Origin of the sequence: Paenibacillus sp. FSL R7-0652 (genome assembly GCF_038595045.1) — a bacterium.
Taxonomy (GTDB): domain Bacteria; phylum Bacillota; class Bacilli; order Paenibacillales; family Paenibacillaceae; genus Paenibacillus.
This window is the reverse complement of record NZ_CP152001.1, coordinates 5,309,787-5,334,766: the sequence shown is the minus strand read 5'-3', so window position 1 is coordinate 5,334,766 and position 24,980 is coordinate 5,309,787. Positions and strand designations below refer to the sequence as shown.

At 49.2% G+C, this 24,980-nt stretch carries 24 protein-coding genes; 23 read left to right on the top strand and 1 reads right to left on the bottom strand.

Features of this window, described 5'->3' with window-relative positions; all coding sequences use genetic code 11:
• Positions 1-31 precede the first annotated feature (31 nt).
• The 19 genes from MKY97_RS23405 (at position 32) to MKY97_RS23315 (ending at position 19,515) form a co-directional block, all read left to right on the top strand.
• Positions 32-964 carry an ABC transporter permease gene (locus MKY97_RS23405; protein ID WP_342552636.1) on the top strand — a complete coding sequence of 311 codons (933 nt, stop codon included), beginning with the start codon at positions 32-34 and terminating at the stop codon, positions 962-964.
• Between the two features lie 88 nt (positions 965-1,052).
• On the top strand, positions 1,053-1,976 hold the full coding sequence (locus MKY97_RS23400) for an ABC transporter permease (RefSeq protein ID WP_342552635.1): 924 nt from the start codon (positions 1,053-1,055) through the stop codon (positions 1,974-1,976).
• Between the two features lie 25 nt (positions 1,977-2,001).
• Positions 2,002-2,550 carry an NADPH-dependent FMN reductase gene (gene ssuE, locus MKY97_RS23395; RefSeq protein WP_342552634.1) on the top strand — a complete coding sequence of 183 codons (549 nt, stop codon included), beginning with the start codon at positions 2,002-2,004 and terminating at the stop codon, positions 2,548-2,550.
• Between the two features lie 98 nt (positions 2,551-2,648).
• Entirely contained in the window at positions 2,649-3,521 is an 873-nt protein-coding gene (locus MKY97_RS23390; RefSeq protein WP_342552633.1) for a LysR family transcriptional regulator, read from the top strand.
• 92 nt (positions 3,522-3,613) lie between these two features.
• The gene (locus tag MKY97_RS23385) at positions 3,614-4,687 is read left to right on the top strand and encodes an LLM class flavin-dependent oxidoreductase (protein WP_342552632.1); all 1,074 of its coding nucleotides are present in this window, start codon (positions 3,614-3,616) and stop codon (positions 4,685-4,687) included.
• 24 nt (positions 4,688-4,711) lie between these two features.
• Positions 4,712-6,001: an amidohydrolase gene (locus tag MKY97_RS23380; protein WP_342552631.1), complete on the top strand. Its 1,290-nt coding sequence runs from the start codon at positions 4,712-4,714 to the stop codon at positions 5,999-6,001.
• A 402-nt stretch (positions 6,002-6,403) separates the two neighbouring features.
• A complete protein-coding gene (locus MKY97_RS23375) occupies positions 6,404-7,270 on the top strand; it encodes a diaminopimelate epimerase (protein WP_342552630.1) in 867 nt (288 codons plus the stop codon).
• A 61-nt stretch (positions 7,271-7,331) separates the two neighbouring features.
• The gene (locus MKY97_RS23370; RefSeq protein ID WP_342552629.1) at positions 7,332-8,132 is read left to right on the top strand and encodes a methyltransferase domain-containing protein; all 801 of its coding nucleotides are present in this window, start codon (positions 7,332-7,334) and stop codon (positions 8,130-8,132) included.
• A 155-nt stretch (positions 8,133-8,287) separates the two neighbouring features.
• A complete protein-coding gene (locus MKY97_RS23365; protein ID WP_342552628.1) occupies positions 8,288-9,580 on the top strand; it encodes an opine metallophore biosynthesis dehydrogenase in 1,293 nt (430 codons plus the stop codon).
• A gap of 82 nt (positions 9,581-9,662) precedes the next feature.
• Positions 9,663-11,318: a nickel ABC transporter substrate-binding protein gene (nikA, locus tag MKY97_RS23360; protein WP_342552627.1), complete on the top strand. Its 1,656-nt coding sequence runs from the start codon at positions 9,663-9,665 to the stop codon at positions 11,316-11,318.
• Between the two features lie 13 nt (positions 11,319-11,331).
• A complete protein-coding gene (gene opp1B / locus MKY97_RS23355; RefSeq protein WP_342552626.1) occupies positions 11,332-12,264 on the top strand; it encodes a nickel/cobalt ABC transporter permease in 933 nt (310 codons plus the stop codon).
• A complete protein-coding gene (gene opp1C / locus MKY97_RS23350; protein WP_342552625.1) occupies positions 12,264-13,160 on the top strand; it encodes a nickel/cobalt ABC transporter permease in 897 nt (298 codons plus the stop codon). The genes opp1B and opp1C overlap by 1 nt, the downstream gene beginning before the upstream one ends.
• Positions 13,141-13,950 (top strand): ABC transporter ATP-binding protein, encoded by an 810-nt coding sequence (locus MKY97_RS23345; protein WP_342552624.1) that lies wholly within the window; start codon positions 13,141-13,143, stop codon positions 13,948-13,950. The genes opp1C and MKY97_RS23345 overlap by 20 nt, the downstream gene beginning before the upstream one ends.
• The gene (locus MKY97_RS23340) at positions 13,951-14,760 is read left to right on the top strand and encodes an ABC transporter ATP-binding protein (protein WP_342552623.1); all 810 of its coding nucleotides are present in this window, start codon (positions 13,951-13,953) and stop codon (positions 14,758-14,760) included. It abuts the gene before it with no gap.
• A 91-nt stretch (positions 14,761-14,851) separates the two neighbouring features.
• Entirely contained in the window at positions 14,852-16,051 is a 1,200-nt protein-coding gene (locus tag MKY97_RS23335) for an MFS transporter (protein WP_342552622.1), read from the top strand.
• Between the two features lie 46 nt (positions 16,052-16,097).
• Entirely contained in the window at positions 16,098-17,330 is a 1,233-nt protein-coding gene (locus MKY97_RS23330; RefSeq protein WP_342552621.1) for an MFS transporter, read from the top strand.
• Between the two features lie 218 nt (positions 17,331-17,548).
• Positions 17,549-18,745: a GTP-binding protein gene (locus tag MKY97_RS23325; RefSeq protein WP_342552620.1), complete on the top strand. Its 1,197-nt coding sequence runs from the start codon at positions 17,549-17,551 to the stop codon at positions 18,743-18,745.
• Positions 18,746-18,865: 120 nt separating this feature from the next.
• Positions 18,866-19,135 carry a 30S ribosomal protein S14 gene (gene rpsN, locus MKY97_RS23320; protein WP_342552619.1) on the top strand — a complete coding sequence of 90 codons (270 nt, stop codon included), beginning with the start codon at positions 18,866-18,868 and terminating at the stop codon, positions 19,133-19,135.
• 38 nt (positions 19,136-19,173) lie between these two features.
• On the top strand, positions 19,174-19,515 hold the full coding sequence (locus MKY97_RS23315) for a DUF3024 domain-containing protein (protein WP_342552618.1): 342 nt from the start codon (positions 19,174-19,176) through the stop codon (positions 19,513-19,515).
• A gap of 576 nt (positions 19,516-20,091) precedes the next feature.
• Here the strand turns inward: MKY97_RS23315 and MKY97_RS23310 are convergent.
• Entirely contained in the window at positions 20,092-21,207 is a 1,116-nt protein-coding gene (locus MKY97_RS23310) for a helix-turn-helix transcriptional regulator (protein WP_342552617.1), read from the bottom strand.
• Between the two features lie 304 nt (positions 21,208-21,511).
• On the opposite strand from MKY97_RS23310, the gene modA reads away from it, so the two are divergent.
• The 4 genes from modA (at position 21,512) to MKY97_RS23290 (ending at position 24,925) form a co-directional block, all read left to right on the top strand.
• Complete coding sequence (modA, locus tag MKY97_RS23305) at positions 21,512-22,393, top strand: molybdate ABC transporter substrate-binding protein (protein ID WP_342552616.1); 882 nt, start codon at positions 21,512-21,514, stop codon at positions 22,391-22,393.
• Entirely contained in the window at positions 22,390-23,064 is a 675-nt protein-coding gene (gene modB / locus MKY97_RS23300) for a molybdate ABC transporter permease subunit (RefSeq protein WP_342552615.1), read from the top strand. Before modA ends, modB begins: the two co-directional genes overlap by 4 nt.
• 331 nt (positions 23,065-23,395) lie before the next feature.
• Positions 23,396-23,728 carry a hypothetical protein gene (locus MKY97_RS23295; protein ID WP_342552614.1) on the top strand — a complete coding sequence of 111 codons (333 nt, stop codon included), beginning with the start codon at positions 23,396-23,398 and terminating at the stop codon, positions 23,726-23,728.
• A gap of 357 nt (positions 23,729-24,085) precedes the next feature.
• A complete protein-coding gene (locus MKY97_RS23290) occupies positions 24,086-24,925 on the top strand; it encodes a transporter substrate-binding domain-containing protein (protein ID WP_342552613.1) in 840 nt (279 codons plus the stop codon).
• Positions 24,926-24,980: the final 55 nt, after the last annotated feature.

The following is a 24,980-nucleotide window of genomic DNA, read 5'->3' as shown; positions in this document are numbered from 1 at the left end:
TGTTCCGGTTTCAGAAAGGAGCCATCCCGGTATGATTCAACTGGTCTTCTCACGTCTGGCAGCGTCGCTTCTCGTTATCTTTGGAGCTTCGGTGCTGGTGTACTGCATCATGTATCTGCTGCCGGGTGACCCGGTACTGCTTATGCTGGACCCGTCTTCGGCTACCCCGGAGATGATTGCCAATCTTCGGGCACAGCTTGGACTGGACCAACCCTTTTATATCCAGTTTGCGAACTATTTTGGCGATATGTTACGCGGGGATTTTGGTCAATCCATGGTCAACTCCGATCCGGTACTGCCCAAAATTGTGGAGCATTTCCCCGCAACACTGGCATTAACTGCCCTCAGTTCACTGATCGCTGTCACCATAGGAATTACACTTGGCGTTCTGTCGGCGATTCACCGGAACGGTGTGATTGATGTTGTGGCTCGGCTCGTTGGTTTGTTTGGCATATCGATGCCAACGTTCTGGACTGGTATTCTCCTTATTCTGTTGTTTTCCGTACAACTCGGCTGGTTCCCGGCGATGGGTTCGGACGGATTCAGTTCATTGATACTTCCGGCAGCCACACTTGGCCTCGTCGGTGCAGGATTTATTGTGCGTATGGTTCGTAACAGCATGCTTGAAGTGATTAACGAACCGTTCATCGTGGCTTTACGAGCCAAAGGGTTGTCTGAACGAACCATTATGTACGGGCATGCGCTTCGTAATGCACTGATTCCTGCGGTGACAGTCATCGGTATGTTGATCGGGGATTTGCTGGCGGGAACCGTTGTTGTAGAAACGGTATTCTCCAGACAGGGGATCGGACGTATTATTGCCGATGCGCTGATGGCAAAGGATCTGCCGGTGGTGCAGGGCGTTGTGTTTTTTACATCCATCATTTATGTCGTGTTGAATTTGCTTGTAGACATCTCGTATGCGTACATTGACCCTCGGGTTCGGCGGGCTGTCCGTACATGATGCGGATCATCATACCATCTTACCTAGACCATCAGACATATCAGGAACAGCACATATCAGGCGTAGGCAGAAGGAGGCGTTAATTCTTATGAGCATGAAACCATTGACGGGTCATAAAAAGGCATGGGCAGGAAGCGTGGTAAAAGCACGCCTGTGGAGATGGAACCGCCTGCCTTGGCGGCATCGTGTATCATCCGTCGTATCGCGATTGTTTTTGTATACCGCCCTGCTTATTGTCCTTTTCAGTGCGGCCTGTGCCATCGTGCCCGGCTGGATCGCTCCTTATGATCCAACACAGATGATGACAGATGCCATTCTGCAGGCCCCTTCTGCTGCGCACCTATTCGGTACGGACTACTTCGGCCGCGACATCTTCAGTGTGGTTGTGCATGGCAGCAGGGATTCCCTGCTGATCGGATTCGCTTCCGTGCTTATTGGCGGTCTAGTCGGCAGCGCACTTGGTATCATTGCCGGATATAAAGGAGGAATCATCGATACCGTAACGATGCGGGCGGTGGATATTCTCATGGCTGTCCCTGGTGTATTGCTGGCTTTATCGGTTGCTGCGGCGCTTGGGCCTGGACTGCTGAATATCGCACTGGCTGTTGCCGCAGCTTCAATACCCGGTTACGCCCGTGTGATGCGTGGTCAGGTGATGTCTGTCAAAAACCTGCCCTTCATTACAGCCACACGTTCATTGGGGGGTTCCAATGCTCGCATTTTCTGGAAACATGTCCTGCCGCACTCCTTGTCTCCGCTGCTCGTGATGGCAGCGATGGGTGTAGGTACATCCATCCTGACTGGGTCTGGACTCAGTTTTCTGGGACTCGGGGTATTGAAAGAAATTCCAGATTGGGGTGCGCTGCTGTCCCAAGGGAGAGGTTATTTGACGGTAGCTTGGTGGATTTGCACATTTCCCGGGCTGGCCATTACGTTATTTGTCCTGGCTGTAAATCTGATTGGAGACGATATTCGCGATAGACTTGATCCCAAAGTAACAGGAGCGGCTTGACCGCTATCCCAAGGAGGAGAACAGGATGTCCCATGTTGTTATCATTGCTGGAGCGCCATCGAAGCGTTCACGTTTGACGGGACTTACGGATTACAGCAGCCATACGTTAAATAGAGCTGGTATTTCCGTTGAAGTCATTCAGGTTGCCGATCTGCCGGCTGAAGATTTGCTGCAGGCAAAGTTCGACAGCCCGGCCATTCAGGATGCGCTTGCCATTGTGGATGCAGCGGATGCTGTCATTGTGGCGACACCTGTATATAAGGCAGCTTATTCGGGGGTGCTTAAGCTTTTTCTCGATCTGATTCCGCAAGAAGGACTGCGGGGCAAAGTGACACTCCCCCTCGTCATTGGCGGTTCAATTGCACATTTGCTTGCCATTGATTACGCCTTAAAACCTGTGCTCACCGCTCTAGGCGGGCGCCATATCCTTGGCGGCGTATACGCAGTGGATCAGACGATCGAACGCAATGAGGATGGAACATTCACTCTTGCGGCAGACATTACTGCACGTCTGGATCGATCTTTGGAAGAATTGAGTTTGACACTGGAAAAGAGTGGGATTACGATATTGTAAAACCAAGTATTTTCATAGGGGAAATATGTGTATGTAAAGGACATTTCCTTTAGAACAATTTACATCAAACGTCTGCGGACGTGGATACGGAGGCGCCCATGAATATAGAGAACATTGAAGCGTTTGTATATATCAATCATTATGGAAGCTTCAATAAGGCGGCTGAAGTACTCTTCTTGTCCCAGCCTTCGGTTACAGCACGCATTCAGTCACTGGAGAGGGAGCTGGGATGCAAGCTGTTTGACCGACTAGGCAAGCAGATCGTGCTGACGGATGAAGGCCGTAAATTTTTGCCGTATGCGCAGCAGGTGCTGCAGGTGATCCAGAAGGGCAGACAGAAAATTCAGAAGCGTAGAACGACACCTGAGGCACTGCGCCTCGGAAGTACCGTATCGGTGTCCAATTATGTCATCCCCGATTTTCTACCCCGAATCAAGGAGTTGTACCCTGAAGTCAACATTAAACTGACGACAGCAGCAGCGGATCAGCTGATTGCCAAACTGCTCAGTCAGGAGATCGATCTGGCTTTTGTGCGCAAGGTCATGCACCCTGCCATCCGTACCGTCGCCTTCTACGAAGATCCGATACAGCTGTATGTGTACAAAGGGCATCCCTTCATCGAGAGGGGACATATCAGCATGGAGGCGATCCGGCAGGAGCAGCTGGTCTTTTTTGAATGCGGCTCCCTGGACTGGCTTCGGATTCACCGTGCGTTTGACTCGCTGGAGCATCCGCCGGACATTACATATCATGTCGATAATTCGGAAACAGCAAAGAAACTGGTTGTGCAGGGTGCGGGCATCGCTTTTCTGCCGGGACTGACGGTGAAGAAGGAGGTGCAGCGTCAGGAACTGTTCCCAATTCAGGTCCATGAGGTGGCAGGTGTATCGCTGCAGATCAGTGTTGTAACTTTAAAAGAAGAATTTTCGCCATTTGCAGAACCCTTTGGGGAACTGCTGCGGCAATTATAGATGAAATGAAAGTCCGTGATACATCAAAAGGCAAGGCAGTGAATTGAACTGCATTAATGACTTCTGCTGTCACATATAAGGAGGAGAACGATATGAGTATCCGTGTTGGCATTTTGGACCAGACCCCGATTTATGAAGGGGAAACACCGGTAGAAGCATTTCGACATACCATTGAGCTGGCACAGCGGGCAGAGCAGCTTGGTTTTCATCGGTTCTGGGTATCTGAGCATCATGATGGACAGCATGTCGCAGGCTCTTCCCCGGAAGTGCTCATCTCTCATTTGCTTGCACACACGAAACGAATTCGGCTGGGTTCTGGTGGCGTGATGTTACAGCATTACAGTCCCTACAAGGTCGCTGAAAATTTTAATGTACTTGCAGCGCTGGGGCCTGGGCGAATTGATCTGGGCATCGGTCGTGCACCGGGAGGACTGCCCCGTTCGACACAGGCTCTGCAGCAGGGGACTCAAGAGGCAGCATCGCTGCAGGAAAAAATCGTTCAAGTGAGACGGTATATTCACAACGAGCCGTTTGAAGATGCATCCCATCCATTTGCAGGTCTCAGCGCCTCACCCGTATCCGGGAATCCGGCAGAGCTGTATATACTCGGAGCTAGTGCAGACAGCGCAGGTATGGCGGCCGAGCTGGGCCTGCCGTACGTCTTTTCGCTGTTTATTAACAGCAGTACAGAGGTTGCTCTGGAAGCCATTCGGGTCTACCGCGAGCGCTTTGACCGTTCCCGCGGGCAGGAGCCTTACGCTGCACTTGCCATATCGTTGATTGCAGCCGAGAGTGAGCAGGAAGCGGAACAACTCGCGAGTGAACATCAACTGGTCAAGATTCATCTGGAGAGCGGCAAAGTACTGACCGTGGGTTCCGTCGAACAGGCAGAGGAATTTGGGAGACAGTCTAACGAGTCGTACCGAGTTGAAGTTCTAGAACCAAGCGTGATTCGCGGCACCAAAGAAAAGGTAGGTCAGGCACTGCTAAAGCTGCAGCAGGATTTTGATATACAAGAGATTATTGTGACGACAGCTGCGCGGGACTTCTCGAAACGTGTTCGTTCCTTTGAATTACTGCATGAGCTGTTGGCAGCGCAGGGTGTGCCAGATTTTGTGCAGGTATCCGCTCATGGGGCAGCGAAAAGGGAAGCAGCGATCGGATAGGTTAAGCGGAAAGGAGGGCACAGGATGAAAAGTGATCTGGAGCAGCCTAGAGGGCAGCTGGAGCAGTGGAAAGATGAGCAGCATAAGGTCGAGCAGAGAGAGCAATTGCAGAATGACAAAACGTTGGATCAGCAATATGTGCTGCCATGGGTAGGGAACGCGGGGAATGTGGAGCAGGAGGAGGCGTTTGCAGCATATCTGACTGTAATCCGGCGGCACCTGCATCGCAACCCGGAGCTGTCCGGGGAGGAAAAGGAAACAACGGCAGCCATTCGCAGCTGGCTGGAAGAGGAAGGAGTTCGTATTGCCGACGAATATCCGCTGCGAACAGGGCTTGTGGCGGAAGTCGGACAGGGGAACGGTCCTGTCGCTGCGCTGCGAGCAGACATTGATGCGCTGCCTATACAGGAAGAAACCAGGTTGGAGTTTGCTTCTCAGATCCCGGGTCGTATGCATGCATGCGGGCACGATGCTCATACCGCGATTCTTATTGGAGCAGCACGATTACTGAAACAGCGTGAATCTAGTCTGCCGGGGAAAGTGAGATTCATTTTCCAACCTTCGGAGGAGAAGGCGACAGGTGCAAGGCAGGTCATTCAGAGCGGTGCACTCGCTGATGTTCAGGCTGTATTTGGTTTACACAATAAACCGGATCTGCGAGTAGGCACCGTGGGGATTCGTGAGGGTGCGCTGATGGCGGCGGCTGATGGATTTGTAGTCAAAGTGCAGGGTGTCGGCACTCATGCAGCAGTCCCTGAAGCAGGAATTGATCCGATTGTGGTTGCTGCACATATCGTTACCGCACTGCAGGCGATTGTCAGCCGGAATGTAGGTACTCAGGAGAGTGCTGTACTCAGCGTTACAAAAATAAACAGCGGTACGGCCTGGAACGTCATCCCGGAGGAAGCGATACTTGACGGTACCGTACGTACGTTTGACGAGAAGGTGCGCTCCCGTATCCGTGAACGTTTCAACCAGGTCGTAACTGGTGTGGCTGCAGCCTACGGCACAACTGCGGCAGTGCGCTGGATTCAGGGACCACCCGCTGTGGTCAATGATGAATCGCTGGCAAGGGATGCCGAACAAGTTGTGCGGGAGCTTGGGCTGAACAGTATCAGACCGCTGCCTTCGCCGGCAGGTGAGGATTTTTCCTTTTACCAAAAAGAAGTACCGGGCCTGTTCCTCTTTCTTGGGACGTCGGGTCCGCATGAGTGGCATCATCCAGGCTTTGATGTAGATGAGCAGGCGCTGCCCATTGGCGCACATCTGCTGGCAGCACTAGCGGAGCAAGCCTTGAAACGATGGCAGGCATGAAAGGGTTATCCAGCTGTACAAGGTGGTTCGTGGTCAGGAAAAGGGATTCAAGCGAAAGGCAGTTCTGACTCCCATGCAGCTTACAACAGCAGTTTTGGATAACTGTACGGCATTGTAGTTATATAGATAGCAGGCTGTATATTTGTAATGATAACCGGGTATTTCCAATATTATTGCTTAGGGCTGGCGCCAATGTGTCAGCTCTGTTCCTGTTTCCAACGATCAATGTTTCATCAAAATTACATTTGAACAAATATATTTTATTTGGAAATATTTGTTGACGATTCCCAATAGGTATGCTATATTTTTCTCGTCCTTTAATCGTAATTATTACTATTAATATCGAAGTAATGCAGTGGATCACTTCCATTCGAATCTAAAGAACAGGAGCCGCCGCCCACAATGAAACAAGAGATTGATTTTATCAAATGTAATCCGACGCAGAACATGACCCTTCTGGTGAGAACGGATCATGCATCCGAACATTACAGTGACATCGCTTCCAGCCTGATGTCCTATGATCATGTCCACGCTGAACAAGTCGGGTTCATCAAGCAGCCGGGCAGGACAGAAGCCGCTGCCCGTCTGGAGATGGCAGGAGGAGAATTTTGCGGCAATGCTTGTATGGCACTGGCAGCCCATATTGCAGCAGAAGCAGGGCTGGAGAAGCAAACATCCATGAATATCAAGCTGGATGTTTCAGGCACAGAGCACTTGATCAGCTGTCAGGTGAAGCGGCGAGAGCATCGGTATGATTGCCGGGTTACGATGCCTGTTCCCGATCAGATCGAGCGGCGGAAGATTACGTTTGAAGGTATGGAACTGGAGATGGCCATTGTTCGGTATGCCGAATTCATTCACATTGTGATTGAAGTGCAGGACGTTGACGACCTGATGAAGCGAAAGGCAGAACATCTCGCACGGTTACTAGGGCTCACGATGGGAGATAAAATGATCGGTGTTTTGTTATATCACCCTGCTGCGAAAGAGATGGCCCCCCTCATTTATGTCCCGCAGCTGGACAGTCTGATCTGGGAGAGAGGGTGCGGATCAGGTACGGCCTCTGTAGGCGCTTATCAGGCCTGGCTTAAACAGAGCGAAGTCACCCAGCTGGTCAAGCAGCCTGGAGGTGCGATAAAGGTGACCGCTCAGTGGGGTGCCCAAGGGGTGAAGGCCATTACGATTGAGGGGACTGTCGGCATTGTTGCCTATGGCACGGCTTTCATTGATACCTTACAGGAGCAGAGCAGGAATGTCGTAGAGGTTTGAGCGGATACCTGAGAATGAGACGTATAATGGTTGACCATTACAAGGTGTAGGAGGAGAGACAATGATCACGTTGATCCATTTGGAAACCAGACTCCGTGTTTTTGCCGAACAATTTGGCAAGCTTGCGGTCAGATATGATAAGACACTTGAGCACAGCGCAGAACTGGAAGCGGTAATTAATGAGTATTCACGGTTTGTGACGGACCCTGATCACAAGATTGCTTGGGGTATGTTGGGGCAAGCAGAACTGGAGGAGCTTGATCCGCTAGTTCAGGCGCTAAGAGACCAATCCGCTCAGTGCGTCGCGATTATGGAGAAATATCGGGCACTGAAGCTGCAGCATGGAGAAGTGCAGATTGCGGATTATTTTAAAAATATCGAAGAGTGCATCGACAAAGAGTTTGGCAGCTTTCAGGTGACACCTCAATCCAAAGTGCTGCTGGTGGGTTCCGGTTCATTTCCAATGACCCCTTTACTGATCGCTAAACGTACCGGAGCCGAGGTGGTCGGCATAGATATCGACGCAGAGGCAATCACGCTGGGGAGAAAAGTTGTGGAGACGCTTGGGGCGGGCTTGAACATTCGTTTAGAGCAGCAGCTGCTGGAGGATCTGGCGTATACCCGACAAGCGACACATATTATTTTCAGCTCCACCGTGGCTAACAAGTATGACCTGCTCGATCAATTATATGCGTTAACCAATGAACAAGTCGTTGCAGCCATGCGATATGGCAATGAGTTGAAATCACTGTTTAACTATCCCATGAAAGAGACGGATGGCAGCAAGTGGAGGTTGGCCGACAACATTTTGCGCCCGCATGATGTGTTTGATATCGCGCTGTATCAGAAGGTGCCCAAGTAAAAGCTGATCGTTTACTCTTTATGTTGTGACAATGCATAGTTTTAAATCTACCGTTTCTGTTCGACTTTGAGTAAGTAAGAGGCCTTGAGTCAACTGCATAAAAGTTTTACATGTTCCTGTAGGGAGGTTTGTCTTTGTTTACAAGGGAGGTATATATGAGCATCGTTCAACGTGTTCTGTTATGCGGCACAGGTCCTGCAGCGATTCAGCTTGCGGTAACTCTTAAAACACATCTGGGCTGTCACGTCGGTATGGCGGGCAGGGAATCGGTGCGGTCTGCATCGTTCTTTGCATCACTCGAACAGAGCCAGCGGCAGGTTCAGGTGACGATTCAAAATGAGAAGCACCGAGCCTTGGCCGGGGGATGTACAGTGGATCACCTTTTTAAAGGGTACAGCACTCTTGAAGGGGAGTGGGATACGATTATATTGGCAGTCACCACCGATGCTTATATCGATGTACTCCAAGAAATCAATGACGAGTTCATCAAACAACTGAAATACGTTATTTTAGTTTCCCCTACCTTCGGTTCGAGTCTCCTGGTAAGCCAGTATTTGTTTGAGCGGAATGCAGCCCCGGAAATCATCAGCTTCTCCACCTACCTGGGCGATACCCGCTGGATGCATGAACAACCATCCAATGAGGTCATCACAACAGGAGTTAAAAAAAAGGTTTATATCGGCTCCACCGTTCCCTCTTCAGCTTATGTGCGGCAGTTAAGCGAGCTGTTCGAGCGGCTGCATATTTCACTCGTCGTTATGTCTTCCCCGCTGGAAGCTGAAACAAGGAATATTTCGCTGTACGTACACCCACCACTGTTTATGAATGATTTTTCGCTAGAGGCCATTTTCGGTGAGCAGGGTGTTCAAAAATATGTTTACAAGCTTTATCCCGAAGGGCCGATTACTCCCACACTCATTCGCAGTATGCGGTCACAGTGGCAGGAAATCGAGCAGATTACAGACAGACTCCATATTCAGGGAGTGAACCTGCTGCAGTTTATGACGGACGACAATTATCCGGTTCGATTAGAGAGTTTATCACGTCAGGATATCGAACAGTTTGATCAATTAGAGGCCATCCATCAGGAGTATTTATTATACATACGGTACGCCTCGTTATTGATTGATCCGTTCTCGGAGCCGGATGCTGCCGGTACATATTTCCACTTCTCCGCTGTTCCGTTCAGCAGAATATTTATAAACCGCGAGGGAGAGCTCGACGTTCCGAGAATGCCCAAGGAAGACTATTACCGCATCAAAATGATTCAGGGCATCGCCAGACATGTGAAAGTTGATTGTCCAACGATAGATCATTTCATTGCCACATATGAAGCAAAGCTTCAGGAAGTAACGCGTACACATCCAGATCAGCGTCTGTCGACCGCGTTTGTGATCCAGTCGTTTCAGCAGGATATTCGCATGATTTGCAACAGGCTTGAGGGATAACAGGGATTGGAGGTTGTCCTGACCGAGAAGTGGCCTTGTGTACAGGGTTAATATAAATTTTATGTGCATATCAGGGGGAACTATGGTGAGAAAAAGACGTGCTTTTATACGGATGGTAACACTGGTCGCGGTCATTGCGATGGGATCAGGCTGTGCTCAGAGTGACACAAAGGAAAATACCCAAGCGGTATCATCAGTCAGTAAGATCAACAATGAAATTATCTATGCTTCTGCGAAAGATATCAATGATATGAATCCACATCTGTACACAGGTTCGATGCCTGCGCAAGGCATGGTGTATGAATCTCTGGTCGAGAACACGGCTGAGGGAATCAAACCATTGCTGGCCGAATCATGGGACATCTCCAAGGACGGCAAAACGTATACCTTTCATCTGCGCAAAGGGGTGAAGTTCCATGACGGCGAGCCCTTTAACGCCGAAGCGGTCAAACAGAATATCGAAGCGGTTCAGGCCAATGCGGGGAAACATGCCTGGATCAAGCTTTCCACGAAACTGAAGGATGTCAATGTGAAGGACGAATACACCGTGGAGTTGGTTCTGTCAGATGCCTATTATCCGGCACTGGTGGAGTTGTCCATGACCAGGCCGTATGTCTTCATCTCCCCAAAGGATTTCAAAAATGATGGAACCAAGGACGGGGTGAACGGTTTCCATGGGACTGGGCCGTACAAGTTGACGGGGCACCAGGTCGAAGAAAATGCCACTTTTGAAGCGAATACGGAATACTGGGGCGGTGTACCTGCCATTCAGAAAATCACAGCCAAAGTGCTTCCCGCTGGAGAAACGACATATTTGGCACTGCAAAAAGGGGAGATCAACTTTGTCTTCACGGATGACCGCGGGGCAGACAGCATTGACGTAGAAGCGATGGATCAGCTGGCTGCATCCGGCGAGTATCAGGTGGTGCGAAGTGATGCGATGAACACGGCGATGATTGTCGCGAATAGCAGCAAGCAAAACAGCCCGGTTCATGAAAAAGCTGTGCGGGAAGCGTTATGGATCGGTATCGATCGGGAGACGATTAGCAAAGATATTTTCAATGGCACTCAGACGGTAGCGAGTACGTTGTTTTCATCGAATGTGAACTACGCCAATGTCGATTTGAAGGTTCGAACGTATGATCCGGAAGCAGCCAAACGTCTGCTGGATCAGGCAGGCTGGACTTTGGCAGAGGGCAAGATCGTACGTGCGAAGAACGGCCAGCCCTTAGCGATGAAGCTTTACTATGACAGCAGCTCGTCCTCACAGAAAATGCAGGCGGAGTTCATCCAATATGCGATGAAAGAGATCGGTATGGAACTCGATCTGACAGGCGAAGAGTCCTCTTCCATTGCGAACCGAAGAGCGACCGGGGAATATGACCTGTTGTTCAACCAGACCTGGGGACTTGCGTATGATCCGCAGAGTACCATCGCCGCGTTTACATCGGATTCAGCATACAAACATACGACAAGTGGCATCGCCGGAGCGGATGAACTGTATCGGAAAATCGATCAGGTGATGAGCTCAACCAACGATGGCTCAACAACGGCACTTCATGATGGAAAATCGAGAAAAGCACTTTATGCGGATATTTTAAAAATAGTACATGATGAAGCGGTGTTCGTCCCGCTTACGAACGGGCGTGTCACCGTTGTTGCTCCGAAACGTCTGCAAGACATTACCTTTAAGCAGACACAGTATGAATTGCCGTTTGAAAAGATGAAATTCGAGTAGAGGGGATAGGGCTATGGGAAGTTATATCGCAAAACGTCTGCTGCTGACCATCCCTTTGCTGATCGTTATTTCGTTAATTACTTTTCTACTAATCAATCTCTCCCCACTCGACCCGGCCGTCGTTGTACTACAGGCTCAGGATGTACCGCAGATTACGGACGAACTGATCGCTCAAACGAATGAAGCGCTCGGTTTTAACCAACCTTTCCTTGTTCGTTATATGGACTGGATGGGAGCTGTTGTGCAGTTTGATTTCGGATATTCTTTCGTGTCCGGGGAGTCGGTGTGGTCTTTGATCGGGCCGGCGTTACTGAATACATTAAAGCTTACACTTGTATCCTCGGTCTTCATCATTCTTTTATCCATAGGGCTTGGTGTTCTCTGTGCCCTGAAAGAAGGGAAGATGCTGGATCAATCCGTCAGAGGTATTTCCTTTTTTCTGACAGCGATGCCGTCTTATTGGCTTGCGGCCATCCTGATCTGGTATTTTTCGGTGAAACTAGACCTGCTGCCGACCAGCGGCATGGACTCTTATCGCAGCTACATTTTACCTGTGCTGGTGATCACGGTCAGTTATACGGGCATTTATTTCCGGACAGTACGGAGTGCGATGCTGAGCAATATGAATGAAGATTATGTACTTTATGCCCGCGCAAGCGGCCTCAGCGAGCGGAAGGTCATGCTGCACATTCTGCGTAACTCCTTGCAAGTCGCGGTGTCCATCTTCTGCATGGCGATTCCGATTGTACTGGGCAGCACCGTTGTTATTGAAAATGTATTTGCATGGCCGGGGCTTGGCCGCCTGAGTGTAAAGTCGATTCTGAGCCGGGATTTTCCGATCATTCAGGCGTATGTGCTTATTTTGGCGGTAACGTTCGTGTTATTTAACATGCTTTCGGATATGATCAATGCTGCGCTGAATCCTCGTTTAAGAAAGGAAATCTGATGCGACTATTCAAAACTCTGAGCCGTGACAAGCTTGCGCTGACCTCTCTTGCCGTCATTATTGTGACCATTGTTCTGGGCATCTGTGCGCCCCTTATTGCACCTCATGACCCTGGAGCCGTCAACATGAAACTACGGTATGCCTCACCTTCCTGGCCCTATCTGTTAGGCAATGATCACCTTGGCCGATGTGTCTTATCCAGACTGATTTACGGTATCCGTCCAAGTGTGTTATGGGTACTATTCGCACTTGGTTTCTCCGTATTGATTGGTGCGGCAGCAGGATTTGTCGCAGGGTATTTCAAAGGTAAAGTGGATGCGTGGTTGATGCGAATCTGTGACATTATGCTTTCTTTTCCCGGATATGTGATGACCTTGGCGGTGGTTGGTATTTTGGGGGCGGGCCTTGAAAATATTCTGATCGCATTTGTCTGCATGAAATGGGCCTGGTTTGCTCGTGTCATTCGCACATCCGTGATGCAGTTCTCGGACATGGATTATGTAAAATTCGCCAAAGCTTCGGGCATACCCAGTTGGACGATTATTACACGTCACATCATTCCGGTAACCTTTGCCGATATCGCCGTAATCTCCAGTGGTGCGATGTGTTCCATGATGCTGCAGGTGTCGGGACTATCTTTTCTGGGACTGGGCATTCAGGCGCCCCATGCAGAGTGGGGCATGATGCTGAATGAGGCGAGAGAAGTCATGTTCTCCAGACCTGAATTGATGCTTGCACCGGGACTTGCGATCGTTGTGGTGGTGTCGGCTTTTAATTTTTTATCGGATGCACTACAGATTGCTCTAGACCCGAAATTAATGACCTCTCCAGGCAAGCCGGATAAATCTCGTGAAAGAGAGGTGAGAAAGGCAGCCTATGAATATAGTCGAGGTTGAGCATCTGAAAGTGTGGGATACCGGTACAGACCAGGCCATCATTCATGACAGTTCATTTACGGTGCGGCAGGGGAGCTGCATGGCGATTGTCGGGGAGAGCGGCAGCGGCAAATCGATCACATGCAGAGCGCTGATGCGGCTGAATAAGCCCAATATGCGCCAATCGGGAAAGATGCTGATTCAGGGCACAGACCTGAATCAGCTCTCCGAAAAGGAGATGCGGCGTCGAAGAGGCAAGCAGCTGTGTATGATTTTGCAGCATGGCATGAGTGCATTTGATCCATCCTGTGTGATCGGTGTACATATCCGGGAGACATTGCAGACGCATTACCGTTGGAACATCCGTGAGCTGGAGCGGAGAATGCGGCTCGCAATGGAGAGTGTTATGCTCCGAAATCCAATGGACATCCTGAACAAATATCCCCATCAGTTGTCTGGCGGCATGCTGCAGCGAATCATGATTGCACTCGCTCTTGTGCTCGAACCGGATCTGATTATTGCGGATGAGCCAACCACGGCGCTGGACACGATCTCCCAGTACGAAGTGCTGGAGCAGCTGATTCAGCTGCAGGAACGTATGGGCTGCTCCATGATCTTTATCTCCCATGATCTCGGCGTTGTACAGAAGATCGCAGATGATGTGATGGTCATGAAAGACGGCAAGATTGTGGAGCAGGGCAGCATGCAGTCTGTTTTGCAGGAGCCTACACATGCGTATACCCGTTATCTCGTATCCACCCGGCTGGAGCTGAGCAATCATTTCAACGCATTAATGCAGGAGGGATCATAGATGCTAACGGTAGAGCAGGTTGAGAAATCATATGTCCAAGGTGGTCTGTTCTCGAAGCATCGGCAGCAGGTGTTGAAAAAAGTGACCCTGGAATGTCGGCATAGCGAATGCCTCGGCATTATTGGCGAAAGCGGCAGCGGCAAATCCACACTGGGTCGGTTGATGCTGGGACTGGAAAGCCCGGATCGCGGCGCCATTCGGCTGGGGGGAAAAGATGTGAAAGATCGGCGCGTGCGGATGGGCCGCATCAGCGCAGTTTTTCAAAACTATACCTCTTCGATCAATCCGTTTCTTACGGTACAGGATGCGATTATGGAGCCAATGAAGGCACTCCAAAAGTCAGGAAAAGGACAGCCGATTCATGCAAAAGTAGATATATTGCTTGCCCAAGTTGGACTGGACTCATCATACCGGCTTAAGTATCCGCATGAGCTGTCCGGCGGGGAAGCACAGCGAGTCTGCATTGCGAGAGCAGTGTCGACAGAGCCGCAGTATCTTGTGCTGGACGAAGCTGTCAGCTCGCTGGACGTATCGGTTCAGATTCAGGTTTTGCAATTGCTTAAATCGTTGAAGGGCTTGTACAAGATGAGTTATGTCTTCATTACGCACGACATTCAGGCGGCAGCCTATATCTGCGACAGGGTTGTTTTTTTCAGAGAAGGCCAGATTGAAGAAACGGTTTCGGTTGATCAGTTAAGGCATGTGCAGTCCGACTATGCTCAACAATTGTTGAGCCATCTCATTTCATTTCAGCGTGGAGAAGTGGGGGAACAGCCTATGTATGCAGCACAGGAAAGCGTCTTGAGTTAAGGGAAAAGGAAGTGTTCCCAGTGGAAGCGGGAAGAATCGCCTACGCGTGTAAGTTGGGAGAGCATTATAAGTGAAAGGGGGAATATCCGTTGTGAGCGGGGCAATGTCATGGCCTTTTTTGCGTTTGTACATTTTGGTGCTGCTCTACTTCAGTGCCAATGCCATTCTGAATGTGATTATTCCATTGCAGGGGGCATTCCTCGGTGCGAGTAGTACGACGATCGGGCTGATTATGGGTGCGTATATGTTTACAACGATGTTTTTCAGACCGTGGGCAGGTAAAATCATTCAAAAGCACGGGCCGATCAAAGTGTTACGAATTATTCTGATTATCAATGGGTTTGCGCTGATTCTCTACACGTTTACAGGGCTTGGCGGTTATCTGATTGCCCGTATTTTGCAAGGGGTATCGACGGCCTTTTTTTCCATGGCGCTGCAGATGGGCATCATTGATGCACTACCGGAGAAAGACCGTTCTCAGGGCATTTCCTATTATTCGTTGTTCAGCTACATTCCGGGCATTGTTGGCCCGGTGCTGGCTTTAGCCGTCTGGCAGACCGGAGGCATGGATTATTTTACAGTGGTGCTGATCGGGATCGCGGTCTGTACGGGTGTATTCGGATATACTGCCAGGATGGAACAAAATAAGGAAGAACCGAAGCCTGCTGCAGATGCATCTGGGCTGAACGTGAGTATGTGGGAATCCTTCGGACAGCTGGTGAAAAATCCATTGTTATTCCGCTGTAGTGTGCTGATGCTGAGTGCATCGGTTGTATTTGGCGCGGTTACTACCTTTATTCCGCTGTATGCGAGTCAGATTCCAAGCGGCAATGCTGGCGTATATCTGATGCTGCAGGCGGGTACAGTGGTGCTGGCGCGAATCGGACTCCGCAAACGCATTCCTTCGGACGGAAAGTGGCATTCACCGTTTATCATGACCACGATGCTGCTGCTGGCGGTTGCGGCACAGTGTGTGAGCTTTTCCGTTACCGGAGGCATGATATTCTTTTATTTGGGTGCTGTTCTGATGGGGATTGCTCAAGCTATTTTATATCCAACGCTCACGACGTATCTGTCCTTTGTTTTGCCTCAATTGAACCGCAATGTACTCATGGGTTTATTTATTGCGACAGCCGATTTGGGCATTTCGCTCGGCGGTGTGGTCATGGGGCCGATCGCTGACATGTCTTCCTATTCATTTATGTACATGATCTGTGCTATTCTAGGAGCGGTGACGATCGTTTTTGCCTATGAACGGCGTAAAGCGACTACCGGAACCTCAATGAACTGACGCCCAGGGAACGTGGGTACGTGTTAGAGAAAGCAGGTATGAACTATTGAAATCTTCTGTAACAACAACATCCAGTGGGAAATTAAATCCGGTATCGTTTTCCTTTATCGGGTTTTACATACTGGCTTTTTTATTTTTTGCGGCGAATGCGGCGTTGACGATTATTTTGCCTTTACGCAGTGAAGCGGCCGGGTTAAATCAGGCTGAAATTGGACTGATGATGGGCAGTTACATGTTCACCTGTATGCTGCTGCGGCCATTTGCGGCACAGATGCTGGGCAAGTATGGACCGCTGCGAGTTATGCGATGGCTGCTGATGCTGCATGCCGGAACGTTGCTGCTGTTCATCGTGTCCGGGGTAGACACGTATCTGTGGCTGCGGGCACTGCAGGGTGTGGCGACCGCATTTTTCTCAATGACGATGCAGGCGGGCATCGTGGAGAGACTGGAGGATAATGATCGTGCGCAAGGGCTGGCGATGTACACTCTGTTTACGATGGTGCCTTCACTGGTCATCCCGATTCTGGCCGTGCAGATCTGGCAGAATGCCAGTGAGCTGGCGTTTACGGTGCTGATGATTGGACTGGCTGCACTCCCTTTGCTGCTCGGGTATAAGGTGGATTTGCCGCAGAGCACGGTGCAGAACAAAACGTATACGCTGGGGGATATGCTGCGCTCGTTCAGCGGCATCTGGCGCAGTACACCACTGCTCGTCAGCAGTGTGGTTATGCTGTTGGCCTCCTGTGTTTTCGGAGCGACAGCGACGTTTCTTCCGCTCTATATGGTATCGACAGGTGCAGCGAGTGCAGGTATCTTTTTGACAATTCAGGGTCTCGTGGTGATCCTGTGCCGATTCATATTGCGCAAAAAAATACCGTCAGACGGCAGCTGGAATACGCGGCTTATGGCAGGTCTGATGCTCTCGGCAGCGGTGGGGACACAACTGCTCAGCCTGATAGATATACTTGGGTCATTTGTTTATATATCTGCGGTATTTAGCGGGTTTGCGCTGGCGCTGCTGTATCCGACCCTCACCACGTATTTGTCCTTTGTGCTGCCTGCGGATTCGAGATACGTGCTTATGGGCATATTTATGTCCTCGTATGATCTCGGTTTTTCGCTGGGCGGGCTGGCGATGGGCGTTGTAGTGCAGATCAGCTCTTATTCCGTGATGTTTACCGTTTGTACGCTGCTCTCTGCTGCCGCATTGATTGTCGTGGTGTTTTTCAGACAGCGGATGGAAGCCGGGAATCAGTCCAATGCTGTGCCGATGAATTAATTTAGATAAAGCTTATGAATTTCTCTGCAAAGCGCATACGACCTATGCGATGTGGGGCAATCATAAGCTTTTTTTCACTATTTTTGGTTAGGAGTACGAAAAAAGATTTGACAACGGCGGCAGTCAGGATTATAGTCATTGTTGTTAATCGTAATAATTACTATTAAAGAGATGATCCACCGATCAAGGTGAACCGTACCTATAAGGAGTAGATCTATATGACACAAAAGCAAATACCGGTGACCGTTCTCAGCGGTTACCTTGGATCAGGCAAAACAACGGTTCTGAATCATGTGCTGCACAATCGGCAGGGGCTGAAAGTTGCTGTGATCGTGAACGACATGAGTGAGGTCAACATGGATGCGGCGATGGTGAAGGGAGAGGCCATACTTTCTCGTACCGAAGAGAAACTGGTGGAAATGTCTAACGGCTGCATATGCTGCACCCTTCGTGATGATCTGATGCAGGAGATCGAAAAGCTGGTGAACGAAGGCAAGTATGACTACATCCTGATTGAGTCCACAGGCATCAGCGAACCTGTTCCGGTGGCACAGACATTTACATATGCCGATGAAGAGACAGGCATCGATCTGACACGACTGGCAAAGCTGGATTGTCTCGTGACTGTCGTTGATGCTAACCGTTTCTGGCATGACTATGCTTCGGGACAAAGCTTGCTGGATCGGAATCAGGCGACCGGGGAAGACGATACCCGTGACATAGTGGATTTGCTCATCGATCAGATCGAAACCTGTGATGTGCTGCTGCTGAACAAGTGTGACCTTGTGGAAGAAGCAGAGCTTCACAAACTGGAGGGTATTATCCGCAAGCTGCAGCCGAGTGCCAAAATCATTCGTACGGTGAACGGACAGGTGAACCCGGTGGAGATTTTGAATACGGGATGGTTTGATTTTGAGAAAGTAAGCATGTCGGCGGGGTGGATTCAGGAGTTGGAAAAAGAGTCCCACACGCCAGAGACCGAAGAATACGGTATCGGATCATTCGTTTACCGCCGTAGGAAGCCGTTTCATCCTTCCCGTCTGGCTGAATTCATGAGCTATTGGCCAGAAGAAGTCGTACGTGCCAAAGGGCTGGTATGGCTTGCCGCTGAAGGAGATGTGGCTGCCAGTCTGAGTCAGGCGGGGCCGTCCATCCAGTTCGGGCCTGCCGGGCATTGGGTTGCCGCGCTGCCGGAAGCGGACAAGCAAGAGATTTTGCGAACGGAGCCGGATGTGCTTGCAAAATGGGATGCCGAGTGGGGCGATCGCCAAACGGAACTGGTCATGATCGGCATTGATATGGAGCGTTCCATCATTGAAGATGAACTGGATCAATGTCTGCTCAGCGATGAAGAGATGCTGGCGGATTGGGGGCATTTTGAAAATCCGTTACCCTGGCCTGTCAAGGCTGTGTAAAAGAGGTATGAGAACATAAGCGATATCAGGATGGATGCAGGCAGTTTTAGGCAGTTAGGGAGCAGGTCTGGTTTTATCAATCTTTATACAAAATTCAAATCGGACAAGGAGCTGTTGAAGATGGCTAAAAAATCAAAGGTCGTGCGTGAGAAACAACGGCAGGAAATCGTAGCGAAGTATGCGGATCTACGCCGGGAACTGAAGGAAAAAGGTGATTATGAGGCGCTGCAAAAGCTGCCCCGTAACGCTTCACCAACGCGATTAAAAAGTCGTTGCGAGATCACGGGTCGTCCGCGTGGATATCTGCGCAAATTCAAAGTTTCCCGGATCAAATTCCGTGAACTGGCTCATCAAGGTCAGATTCCGGGAGTTACCAAGTCCAGCTGGTAAGTATGATAAGCGGAGTTCTTGATAAGGAGGTCTCTCCCATGTTGGATATGTTTACGCAGCGACGCATTGTATCCTTGATGAACGGTTATGTCCATGAGAAAGTACCAGCAGAGCTGCGGACGATGGTGAAGTTAACCTACGAGATGAAGGATAATGAGTTGATTCTCAATGAAGAACGTGCAGCTGGACAACGACATCAGTGGGAGCGAATGCCGATTGCTCGCTTTTACTGGGAGGGAGACCAGTGGAAGGTGTACGCTAGCGATGATCAGCACAGCTGGAGTCCGGCAGACATTGCTGTGCCATGTTTCGATTTTGAGGATGTCTTGGAGCAAGTGGAACGTGATGAATCCGGGATGTTTTGGCGCGAACGTGATTAAACAAATAATAATGGTGCATCTGGTCATAGAACTGGAATAACTAAAATAACTGGAGAAGCGCGCATTGGCTATACGGGGATCGGAATCGTGAACAACGATTGGGGTCCTCTTTTTGTTTTATCGTGCAAGATTGCACATACGGAGATGGAACACCTTAATGTTAGACACTGGCACAGGCCGAAAGAAGGAAGAGAAGGAAGAGAAGGGTGAGAGTAGGTGGAATAGCTGGGTAGTGCGAATAAGTGGAGTATGCGAATGAAGCGGCTGCAGTAGGCCCGGCTCGTGCCCCCGAAATTCTTCTAGTCCAAAATTCTAACGATCCCCAGGAACGCTATTCACCTCAAAAAAGCGGGTTTGAAATTCTAACGATCCGTAGAAGCGTTATTTTGCTAGAAATAGCGATTTTGGTGGGGAAATCGGTGATTTTCAGCCGAATAAGCTCTGTGGTGATCGTTAGAATTTTCAAAATGCGAAATGTGGCTAAATAAGCTCTCTGGTGATCGTTAGCGTGAGGAGTGTAGGTGGAGAAGCACCTACCACTTCATGCACACTCAAATTTTCTCGACCTACTCTTTACTAAGCCTCAAATAAAACTTCACCCGTACGCGATACGTCATATCCTTCAAATGCTCGCAATTCTTGTCTGAACTCTGGAGATCGGAGGATGTGCAGAACGGATTCAATCCAGGCCTCGTTTCCCTGTTTTCTCAGCATGACCAAGTCGTAGCGCTCCTGCACGAGAGGAATGAAATCGACTTGCCCGACAAGGCGAGCGGCCTTCTCTATGCCGACACCTACATCGGCTTCGCCGGAGCTGACTTTGGCTGCGACACCCATATGACTTGTTTCCTCCACATCATATCCCAGCAGTCCGGCAGCAGATATCCCGTGCAGCCGTAACTGCTCGTCCAGCAGCACTCTGGCGCCAGAACCTTTTTCCCGATTCGCGAGGCGCAGGTCGGATTGGTTTAGATCGGTCCAGTCGTTCAATTGACGGGGGTTACCGCGTGGAACATATAGACCGGCAGGGCGAGACAACAGATTGACCACGACATAGGACCAGCCGGTTAAAATTTTGCGAATATACGGCAGATTATACTCCCCCGTGTCTCCGTCCAGCAGATGAGTGCTGACCAGGTCGGACTCTCCCCGATACATCGAGATTAGCCCATCCAGACTACCCATGAAAGAACGTAGCGGACGAATGTCCCGGGATTGCTTCTCCATGTGACGCATCAGAATATCCAGACTGACGTCCTGACCCGTAATGACGAGATGTCGAGCCGAACCCGCGATGTTCTGACCGTATCCGGCCAGACCGCTTGCGAATGAAGGTGAAGCCGTTTGAGAAAGTGACGCTACCCTATGATTAGATGTCATCGCATGCTGAGACTCGACTTGACCCGTGACTGTGGATAAGCCAGCAGCTGGACTATGCTTCTGGACAGCATCAGTCGACAGCTGCTCGGTTGTTGTCGTTCCTGGCAATGCATTTTGTTGTGCATGTGCCGGGGACTGGAGCTGCTTGGAACGGCGTTTGTAAGCATCCAGATCGGCAGCATCGATGCGCATCTGTTTGCCCACTCGGTAGGCGACAAGGTCTCCCTTTTTAATCAAATCATAGACGGTTAGTTTGGATATTTTAAGCAGCTTGGCTATTTCTTCGGTTGTGTAGGATTGCTCCTCCGTCATTAGTGAAGAACCTCCCTCTATATTATAAAGGCGTTAAAATTTTATATTGAAACCCTATATGTGTAATCCACTCATATTCTAATTCTTATTCCCATCGATACAATGGTGTTTCTTGTACTATACCATTATTTGAAGACACGCATAAACCTTAGAACGCACAATAAATAGCTGACATATTGTCTGGAATGTAGAATGTGATTAATGTCACCTTTCTATTTCGTATGTTCTGTGTATAATTAGTTATAATCAATTATATCTAGTTATAACTAAACAGATATTAAACATGGAATTTGGGGGAGAACGAATGAACAAACGAATTACATATGTACTTGGAACTATGTCACTGGGGCTGGCGCTTGCACTGGCTGGCTGCGGAGCTAACACAGACACAAATAAGCAGGATGCGGCTTCTTCCGCGAATCAATCAGCAGCTTCTGCACCAGCGGCATCTGGTGAAAAGACAACGCCAGCAGCGACTGAGCCACAGGAAAAAGTCGAGCTAACGATATCCGCTGCAGCGAGTCTGACCGATGCAATGAAGGAGATCCAGACGAATTTTGAACAAGCCAATCCGAATATCAGCCTGAGCTTTAACTTCGGAGCGTCCGGTGCATTACAGCAGCAGATCGAGCAGGGAGCACCGGCAGATATTTTTGTATCGGCGTCTGCGAAAAATATGAAAGCCTTGGTTGATGAGAACCTGATTGCCTCAAGCGATCAGAAGAACCTGCTTCAAAATTCATTGGCAGCCATTGTACCGGCGGATGGGACAAAGGCAGTAGCCAGTGAGAGGGATTTAACGAATGATGGCATCAAAACGGTAGCCATTGGCATTCCAGAGAGCGTACCTGCAGGTACTTATGCGAAGGAAGCTTTGACCAATGCGAAGCTTTGGGATCAGCTTGAGCCAAAACTTGTTCAAGGCAAAGACGTAAGACAGGTGCTTCAATATGTAGAAACAGGTAATGCGGATGCAGGATTTGTGTATAAAACAGATGCACTGACTTCCAAGCAGGTAAAGATTGCGTTTGAAGTAGATAAAAGCAGTTACACACCTGCCAATTATCCGCTAGGCATCATTACAGGTACGAAACATCGCACTGAAGCTGAACAATTCTATGCTTATCTGCAAACACCTGAAGTGCTGGATATCTTTGCGAAATACGGATTTTCGATTCCGAAATGAATATGAACGCGATCGACTGGTCCGTGTTCTGGCCCCCGGTGCGTCTGTCCCTTCAGGTGGCGCTGTTATCCAGCGTTATAGCGGTTGTGGTGGGGGTAGCTGTCGCTTGGAAAATGTCACGTACTGCATTTCGCGGTAAAATTTTTCTGGAAACGATTCTGATGCTTCCGCTTGTGCTTCCTCCAACGGTCGTTGGGTTCCTGCTTTTGGTCATTCTGGGCCGCAGGAGTCTGCTTGGACGCTGGATCGAGGCGATCTTTTCGGCTCCTGTCATTTTTTCATGGTGGGCCGCTGTCATTGCTTCGGTCGTAGTGGCTTTTCCGCTGGTGTATCAGACGATGAAATCCGGTTTTAACGGAGTGGATCGAGATCTGGAGGATGCAGGGCGGTCGATCGGGGCCAATGAATGGCAGGTGTTCCGGTATATTACGATGCCGCTTGCGGGCAGAGCTTTAATAACAGCGTTTATTCTGGGCTTTGCCCGTGCACTGGGAGAGTTTGGCGCAACCCTGATGATTGCAGGTAATATTCCGGGCAAAACACAAACGGTGCCAACGGCCATTTATGTTGCTGTTGATTCGGGAAATCAGCCGATGGCCTGGGCCTGGACCATTTCCATTATCGTGATCTCATTTCTCATGCTGCTGATGACGAGGACAGCAGCGCGGTAACCAGTCATCCTTTTGGGTCAAATCCGGTATAAGAGATGGACAGCACAGGTAAACTAAAACATGCCTGCGCAGCCTGCACTAGCTTGCAAAAATAAATCAAACCCGCTTAGAGAATCTATTCTCCAATAGCGGGTTTTTATTATGATTTGCATGACATATGTCCTAAAAAGCAATGAAAATGATCATATTGGAAAAGTAAAGCCCTTTTAGTCGAAAAAAAACAAATTTTTTTCCAAAATTGTGTCGTTCAGTACTCGCTTTCATAGGGCTTGTTCCTGTAAAATAGGAGGTAACTGATTCCAGCCAAGCATTGAAATAAGGAGAGACGACGATGAACACTAAGCCTGATTGCGACATTTCGTTGCAAATTGATGATTATCTGGATCTTTTGCATTTTGCCATCCAAATTCAAGATCAGGAATGGCGCCAGTCCCTTATCCAGCAGCTCAAAATATTTCAAACGGCACCGGAGCAGCATCATACTCCTGAAGAAGAATTATGGATGAGATTCGATTACATCAACAGCAAATTGACAGGTCTATGTCATCAGATTCATGCCGCTCATTCTGTGGATGAACGAAAAAAGTTCGAAGAACGTGTTGGTGTTTTGCAGCTGCAGCGGGTGGAAGTGGCACGTAAAATCAAATGGGCCAGCCGAAGGTAAATGATACCTGATGATAAGGTATCTGACATGGTTAACATGTAAGCAGGCATACCCACGATTGAGTTGAGACAAGATTGAATTACAAATTACATGATGATCCAGACGCATATAACTTCATATGAACGTACAAAGCCATGCTCCGCACGTAAAGGAGGTGGCTTTTTTGCTTGGAATAGAGAAGTTCTATAAGCATATCGGAATGTCCTATTAACCAGCATATTGCTCTGATTTCACTTCGAATGCTATTCTGTGATCAACCTAATTCCGACTATACAAGTAAGAATGGTTGTTGATAAAGATTCGGAACAGGGAAACAACTTATTAAGCTGTATCTACAGCCTGTGGAGGAGAATGGGAATGGTTAAAGAACGGGGGATACTGAATTTCCGAACAGCGCTGCTGTTCATCACCATGATGGCGGTGCTGGCAGGATGCAGTACAGGTACAGCCAGTAAAGATTCGGGAGCTGCAGCGGCAGAAGGCAGTGCCAAAGTGAAAAAAATCATTGTAGGAACGGGCACTCAGTTCCCGAATGTCTGCTTCATAGACGATAAAGGACAATTGACCGGATACGATGTAGAATTGATCCGCGAGATCGACAAGCGCTTACCTGATTATGAGTTTGAGTTCAGCACGATGGATTTCAAAAACCTGCTGCTGAGTCTTGAAACGAAAAAAATTGATCTGATTGCACATCAGATGGAAGTGAATGAAGAGAGACAGGCCAAGTTCCTGTTTAACGACGAAGCTTATAATATTTTTCCAAATAAAGTTGTGGTGAGCCAGAAAAACGATACCGTGCATTCCATGGACGACCTGGAAGGCAAAAAATTGATCGTTGGTGCGACCAGCAATGCAGCGGTACTCGCTGAGAAATGGAATGCGGCACACGGTAATACGATCGACATTGTCTACTCCGGAGCCGGAGAAGACACAATTACCCAGATCAAAACAGGACGGGTGGATGCCACCATCAGCACACAGTTTGCCATCGATTATCAGAACAAAGCTGTGGATGCACAGCTGAAGACGGTAGGGGACGCGCTGTCCAACTCCAAAGTGTACTTTATTCTGAACAAGGATGAGCAGGAACTGAAAACTAAGGTAGATGAAGCACTTAAATCCATCAAGGCAGATGGAACGCTGGCTAAACTGAGCAAAGAATGGCTTGGGGCCAACTACACTGTTGAAGAATAATCAAGAAAGAGAACAACGATGAGAACGAGAAAGAGTTAGAGAAAGGTGTGCAGGT